The 2,948-nt window shown below is 65.1% G+C and carries 2 protein-coding genes; both read left to right on the top strand.

Going from position 1 to position 2,948, the window contains the following annotated elements:
* The coding region (locus ACWELQ_RS42560; protein WP_452402655.1) for an AAA family ATPase at positions 1-1,112 on the top strand (1,112 nt) is incomplete at its 5' end.
* A gap of 160 nt (positions 1,113-1,272) precedes the next feature.
* Positions 1,273-2,948 (top strand): UvrD-helicase domain-containing protein (locus ACWELQ_RS42555; protein WP_452402654.1); only part of this gene is annotated, 1,676 nt, incomplete at its 3' end.

Here is a 2,948-nt window from a genome sequence, read left to right as displayed (position 1 = left end):
CGCGGGCCGTCGCCGCGGTGCAGCCGGACCACCCGCTGCGCCCAACCCTCCTCGCCGGGGAGGTAGACGCGCTCGAGGGCGGCGGCCACATCGACGTCGACGTGTCGGTCGGCGACACCCGCGAGGCGAGGGCGATGCGCTCATGGCACGGTGCGGCAGAACCGTTGCGGGGCAGTCGATCCGGCAGCGACCCCATCGTCACCCAGCATTCGGGTGATTCCGACCTCACCGACGAGGCACGGGAGGCGCTACTGCGAGAGGCTGTCGACGAACTCGCGCGATTGATCGGAGTCGAGCCGGTGAAGCAGCAGGTCGAGATGCTCATCGCGCAGCTGCGCATGTCACAGTTGCGAGAGCGGCACGGGCTGCCGGGCGGGGCGGTGCCGCATCACCTGGTGTTCGCCGGGCCTCCGGGCACCGGTAAAACGACGGTGGCTCGGATTGTCGGCAAGGTGTTCGCGGGATTGCATCTGCTCGACAAGGGCCACCTGGTGGAAGCGCACCGAGCCGACTTGGTCGCAGGGTATGTCGGCCACACCGCGCCGAAGACCGATCGTGTCATCGACAAGGCGCTCGACGGTGTGCTCTTCATCGACGAGGCGTACTCGCTGTGCAATACCCGCGGGCAGGGCGATCGGGATTCGTTCGGCGACGAGGCTTTACAAGTGTTGCTGTCCAGAGCCGAGGATGACCGGCACCGGCTGGTGATCATCTTGGCGGGTTACGAGGACGAGATGGACCAGTTGCTCGCCACGAATCCAGGCCTCGGGTCGCGATTCAACACGCGCATCGACTTCCCCGGTTACGCAGGCACGGAACTCGGCGAGATAGCGATGACAATGTTGGCCGCCGGACGTCAGACGCTTACCGCTGAAGCCGAAACCGCCTTGCAGGCATCCTGTGCACTGGTGGGTGACCAAGGGTGGGCGGACGAGCTCGGCAACGGCCGGTTCATCCGGACACTGTGCGAAATGGCGTCAGCTCTGCGAGATCTGCGGCTTGCACGCGATCTCGACGAGCACGAACCATCCGCGGCCGAATTGGTTGCGCTGGAAGCGCAAGATCTGACCCGCGCCTTCGCGTCTTTGACGGAGCGGCTCGAACCGCGGTGACGGTTCACCACGGACAGGGTTGAGTCCCGAGCTCACCCGAATCACACTGAATCTGCGATCCAGCAGGTTGTTTAAGGGACGAACCAGACATCTCGCGATAGTGTGCAGGCTCCGGCCCGCGCTGATCGGTATCGCGTCGTGGCCGACTTCAGGGGGAAGTATGCCGAAACTTGCTATCCATCAACAGTTTCTGCTCGAGTACGGGAAGCTGGCCGGGCCGGTGCAGCAGCGCGTATGTGAGGTGTTCAAGAAGTTCGCCGACGCGACCTTCGCCGGGGTGCACCTCGAGAAGATCAACACCGCGCGGAACCCGCGCTTCAGGTCGATCCGCATCGACAACCACTGGCGTGGAATCGTGCTCGCTCCCGAAACCGGTGACACCTACCTGCTGCTCAAAGTGCTGCGGCACGATGATGCCTACGCCTGGGCGGCGCGACGGGATGTCACGGTGAACATGGCCAATGGCGGTATCGAGATCAGGGACGACAGCGGGCTCGACGCCGCACTGCCCGAACTCGCCGCGGCGGCCGAATGCACGCCGGAGCGGCTGTTCGGCCATGTGAAGGACAGTGAGCTGCGGCGACTCGGCATCGATGATCGGACCTTGGCCGCGGCACGGGCCATGACCAGTCACGCGCAGCTCGACGATGCCCATGGCAAGCTGCCTTCGACCCAGTGGGATGTCCTGTTCGGTCTGGCCGCCGGGCTGTCGGTGGAGCAGGTGTGGTCGGAGATCGGAGCCGATGCGGTCAGTGAACCGATCGACGCCACCGATCTGGATACCGCGGTGCGGCGCAGTCCTGGACGCGTGCTGCTCGTGGACGGGCCCGAGGAATTGCTGAAGGTCTTCGCGGATCCGTTCGCGCTCTGGCGAATCTACCTGCACCCCACTCAGCAGGCGATCGTGGACGGACGATTCCGCGGGCCCGCCCGGGTCACCGGTGGTCCCGGTACCGGCAAGACCGTCGTCGCCCTGCACCGGGCCCGCCGCCTGGCCGAACGCGGAGCCGGACGGATCCTGTTGACCACCTTCACCTCCACGCTCGCGGATTCGCTGCAGGACGGGATCACGACCTTGGTCGATGATCCGGGTCTCGCCGCGGCGATCACCGTTCGCAATGTCGATCGCTTCGCGCAGAACACATTCCGCGAGAAGTACGGTCAGCCACACATTCTCACAGCCGACGATGAGGCAGCGCTCTGGCGCCAGGCGCACGCCCGGTGCCCCACTGGGTTCACCGAGACATTCCTCGCCGAGGAGTGGAGGCACGTGATCGTGGCCCAACAGGTGACCACTCTGGAGCAGTACCGCACGGTATCCCGGGGTGGCCGCGGGCGGGCACTGGGGAGACAGCAGAAGGCGAGAATCTGGGAAGTCGCAACACTTTTCGAGGATCTGCTGTCCGAGTCGAACGTCTGGACATGGGAGACCCTGCGCCGCGAAGCCACTCGAATTCTCCAGGACAGCCCCGAGAAACCGTTCCGTCACATCCTCGTGGACGAGGCACAGGATCTGAGCCCCGATCAATGGCGGGTGCTGCGGGCCGCAACGGCACCGGGTCCAGACGACATCTTCCTCGCAGGGGACACCCATCAACGCATCTACGACAATCGAGTGAGCCTGCGCGACACCGGAATCGATGTCACGGGACGATCGCGCCGACTTTCGATCAACTACCGCACCACCGCCGAGATCCTGGCATGGAGCCTGGGTCTATTGCGCGGTGAGCCCATCGACGACATGGACGGCGGGCTGGAGAGTATCGCCGGATGTCGATCCGAAATCCATGGCACGCCACCGGATCCGGCCGGATTCACCACCCAACACGCCGAGCT

This window comes from Nocardia sp. NPDC004722 (assembly GCF_053601505.1).
This window is presented reverse-complemented; position numbering and strand designations above follow the sequence as displayed.